Origin of the sequence: Halobacillus sp. (genome assembly GCF_049282395.1) — a bacterium.
Lineage (GTDB): Bacteria > Bacillota > Bacilli > Bacillales > Halobacillaceae > Halobacillus.
The window spans coordinates 1-4,167 of record NZ_JBAPTY010000018.1 but is presented as its reverse complement, the minus strand read 5'-3'; the positions used below and the strand labels follow the sequence as shown (position 1 = coordinate 4,167).

Sequence of the window (4,167 nt, the reverse complement as noted above, 5' to 3'; positions counted from 1 at the left end):
GACATGTAAACTTCACGGTAGTATGGACTGCGTGCGAGAAGCGTTTGATGAGTACCTTCGGCAATTACATTCCCATCCTCCATAAGAAGGATCTTTTGGGCTTGCTTTAAAGAACTGATTTTCTGAGCCACCATGAACACGGTGCAAGCCTCTTTTTCAAGGGTACGAAGCAACTCCGTCTCTGTATGGGCATCGAGCGCGCTTGTGCTGTCATCCAAAATTAAGATCGCTGGTTTACGAATAAGGGCTCTGGCGATAGATAAGCGCTGCTTTTGGCCCCCGGACAGGCTCACCCCTTTTTGACCAAGGAGGGTATCATACCCATCTGAAAGAGTAAGAATGAAAGAGTGAATTTGCGCTTTTTTTGCCGCCTCGATGACTTCCTCCATTTCCGCATCCTCTTTTCCCCATAGAATGTTATCGCGGATACTCCCTGAAAACAGATGAATGTCCTGTGGAACCAGACTAATCTGCGCTCTGATGTGCTTCACATCCAGTTCGCTGATTTCATTATCATCTAAATAGAGTTGGCCCGATTGTTTTTCATATAATCGGGGTATAAGTCTTAATAAGGAACTCTTACCGGAACCTGTCTCGCCCAGTATGCCTACGGTTTCCCCGGATCGCACACGGAAGCTCACTTGATGGAGAACTTCTTCACTACCTTGCCTATAGGAGACCTGGTCAAATAAGAGATTTCCTTTTAACTCAGGTTTTTTGCCGTTCGTTTCAGAAAGATAAGAAGGGGTGCGTTCTTCCAGCACCTCACCTAATCTGTGAGCAGAAGCATTCCCTCGGGAAAAAACCATAATGAGGAAGGTGAAAATGGAAAATGTAAACATAATCCGGGTGGCATAATTAATCAGAGCAACCAGTTCCCCAGCCTTCACATTTCCTGCTTGGATGTTTTCAGCCCCCAGCCAGATGATGAGAAGGATCGTGATATTCATACCCACCATAACGACCGGCATGGTTGTTTCCATCAGCCAGAGTGCCCGTTTGTTTTTATCAACTAAAGAATCATTCACTTCTTTAAACCGGGTTTCTTCATAATCACCACGGTTAAACCCTTTAATAAGGCGGATGCCGGTTAGGTTTTCACGAATAACTGTATTGACGCGATCTAACTTATTTTGTACAAGCTTAAAAAGTTTCACCCCTTTGAACAGCACCCAGAAGAGAAACAGTAGAAATACTGGGACGGCAACGACAATTAGAAGGGCTAAGCCTGCATTGATACTTAAGGCCATGATCACGGCAAAAACAATAAACAGCGGGGCCCTGAGCGCTATTCGAACAAACATAAAAAGAAAGTTCTGAATTTGAGTCACATCGTTGGTCATTCTGGTAATTAATCCAGGCGTAGAAAAAGATTGAAAGTTTTCATTTGTAAAATGCTGGACTTTCGTAAAAAGATCTCGTCGTAAATCATAGCCTACGCCCTGGCTGAGCTTAGCTGCAAAAAAAGAATTCGTAATTCCGGCTGCGAAAGCTAATAAGGAAAGACCTAACAGCAGCCCTCCCCATCCAGAAACGATTGAGAAATCTTCCTTAAGAATTCCTTCATCGATGATTCGCGCCATTAGTAAAGGTTGCACCAATTCCACAACAAGCTCAATCCCCATAAGAGCTAAAGCTATAAATGCTGGTGCTTTATAATTGTTGGCATAGGAAAGAATCTTGCGCATAAAGGAGCCTCCGATTATGTAATAAATTGTTTACTATTATACAGGAGTAATGAAAGACAGCCTACTATCTAACTCACTTGACTACGTTTATCCCTTAGAATAATGGCTTATATCGATCTCTTCCATCGTACTTTGTTTGTCACTCGTATAAAAGCTTAGCAAGAATAGGATAGTAACAAAATTGTAAGTACTTGTTGTCTAACGAAAAACAAAATAAAATTACAGTACCAGCGTTTCGGAGGAAAGAGTAGGTGAATAAGTGAGGAATAATGTTAAACCCATATTCCCAGTTACGGATGAGCTGCTTGAGCTTATAGACTTGCTTGACCGGATCACAGAGATTGATAAGGATCAATTTGTTCCCCATACCATGAATGTGCTGAATAAGGTCTATGCCCAGGGGATCATAGCCGGGTATCAGAAAGCACGTGTAAAGAATAACCACGAAAATAATTTGAGACGAGGTGAAAAGGGTGAAAGAAACTGAGACAGGTATTGAGATCACCCTGGAGATTGTCTGCGGTAAATGGAAGGGGCTCATTTTATGGAAGCTCCTTCATGAAAAACCCATGAGATTTAATCAGTTAAGACGAGAGATTGATGGTGAAATTTCTTCTCGTATTCTATCCCGTGAACTAAGAAAACTTACAGACGATGGATTAATCGAACGTATAGACTACAAAAAGGTCCCCCCAAAAGTGGAATACCGCATTACCCCCTACGGCAAAACGACGGCTTCTTTTTTAACCAGCATGAACGAATGGGGACTTGAGCATAAGCGGATGTCTACATCTAAAAAAGAAATGGCCCGGCTTATTAATAAGAAAACCCAGGATGAACTTTGTTAAACTGGCCCATCCAAAAATCAGCTTCCTGATCGAATCAGGAAGCTGATTTTTATTATTTATAGAGTTTCTTTTTCTTTAGTGGGCGATTCATTTGATAGAGCTGATAATCATCTTTCTTCTCATCCACGATCCAGTCTCTTAGAATCTTAGCAAGGAGCATACTGTAAACCGTACCGTTATCGCCGTAGCCCAACAGGAAGAAACTATTGGGATATTCTTTATATTCCCCGATTACAGGAAGACCATCTACCATACCACCGTAAAAAGCAGCTGAATAATAGGCCGGGTTCGTGTTTATATTTGGAAAAAGTTTATTTAACTCTTCCATTAGCCTCTTTCGCTTATGCACAAGCTTTCCATCCCGTTCTTCTGGATGCTCTGTTTCTTCGTCTAGTCCTCCGATAATAATGCGGTTATCTTTCGTTGTCCTGATAAAAACATACGGTCGGGCAGTCTCCCAGATCAACGTACGGTCATACCAGCCGCTAAAATGATCTACCGGGTCGGTCGTTACCGTGTACGTACTTACAAAACGTGCTTTCTTTTCTTTTTTTATGTCCATATCGTGATAGCCTGCAGCATAGATCACTTGTTTAGCACGAATTTGATGACCACGGTTTGTGGTGATGACAGGTTCTTCTTTCTGGTAATGTTCTCCAGTCATCTTTGTATGTTCAAAAACCCTTACGCCTTTACTGAAAGCATAGTGAAGAAGTCCATGAGTGAAAATAAAAGGATTCATCTCTCCGTCATTTTTAGAGAAAATGCCTCCCTGCTTGGTAAAGGAATAATGCTGGCTGATCCAATCTTCCGTTACCCATCTAGCCGGCGTGCCTCGTCCTTGAAGCCACTCGCACTCCCGCTGCAAAGGAAGTAAGTCAGTATCTTTGCTCACGTAATAAAGAGTTTCCCTGCGTTTAAATTCAGCATCAAAAGCCATTTGGCTGCACGCTGTTTCTATTTCATCAATCGCTTCCTGACATAACTGCAAGTGCCTTGTTACATAGTCATCGCCAAAAACATGAACGAGATCCGTGAATAATTTCTCTCCCGATGATTGAAGTAAGCATGTATTCGTACTCGTGCTCCCGAGTCCGATTTCTCCACTTTCAATAACGACAACATCCAATCCCTGATCGGCTAAATAATAGGCACATTGAGCACCTGAACTACCCCCTCCTACGATCAGTACATCACACGTAATGTCCTCATCCAGAGCTGGATAAGTTGGTTTATCACTAAATGTGTCCGGCCAATAATAGGTTCCTGACTGTATATTCATAATTCCGCTCCTTACCCAATTTGTATAGTATTAGTATGAGTATGAAACGGGTAAGCTATGTCGTTGGATTTCAATTTTTATATAATTCACTCAGATTATTTTTTATGCTGTTGTTAAAGATAAGCTCCCGTTTCTTTAAGACTCAGTTTCGAGACTTTTGTGTGAATTAGGTCCTGCGGGGGACGATTTCGCTTTCCGTGGGCATGTGCTGAGCCTCCTCAAGCTAACGCTTTCCGGGGTCTCACCGATCATGTTTATCCCACAGGAGTCTTCATCGTCCCCCTCCGGACCTTGCGAAATAGGGAGCTCGAACCACTTTACCCTTCACCCGCTTGAGGAGATATTACCA

4 protein-coding genes are annotated in these 4,167 nt (G+C 42.5%); 2 read left to right on the top strand and 2 right to left on the bottom strand.

The genetic code is table 11. From position 1 onward, the window contains the following. Positions 1 to 1,688: ABC transporter ATP-binding protein (locus WAM07_RS00885; RefSeq protein WP_422163975.1), on the bottom strand; the 1,688-nt coding region annotated here is incomplete at its 3' end. A gap of 259 nt (positions 1,689 to 1,947) precedes the next feature. On the opposite strand from WAM07_RS00885, the gene WAM07_RS00880 reads away from it, so the two are divergent. Beyond that, a complete protein-coding gene (locus WAM07_RS00880) occupies positions 1,948 to 2,175 on the top strand; it encodes a hypothetical protein (protein WP_422163973.1) in 228 nt (75 codons plus the stop codon). After that, the gene (locus WAM07_RS00875; protein ID WP_422163971.1) at positions 2,162 to 2,536 is read left to right on the top strand and encodes a winged helix-turn-helix transcriptional regulator; all 375 of its coding nucleotides are present in this window, start codon (positions 2,162 to 2,164) and stop codon (positions 2,534 to 2,536) included. The genes WAM07_RS00880 and WAM07_RS00875 overlap by 14 nt, the downstream gene beginning before the upstream one ends. Before the next feature lie 52 nt (positions 2,537 to 2,588). Here the strand turns inward: WAM07_RS00875 and WAM07_RS00870 are convergent, their stop codons facing one another. Further along, positions 2,589 to 3,818 carry an NAD(P)/FAD-dependent oxidoreductase gene (locus WAM07_RS00870; protein WP_422163969.1) on the bottom strand — a complete coding sequence of 410 codons (1,230 nt, stop codon included), beginning with the start codon at positions 3,816 to 3,818 and terminating at the stop codon, positions 2,589 to 2,591. Positions 3,819 to 4,167: the final 349 nt, after the last annotated feature.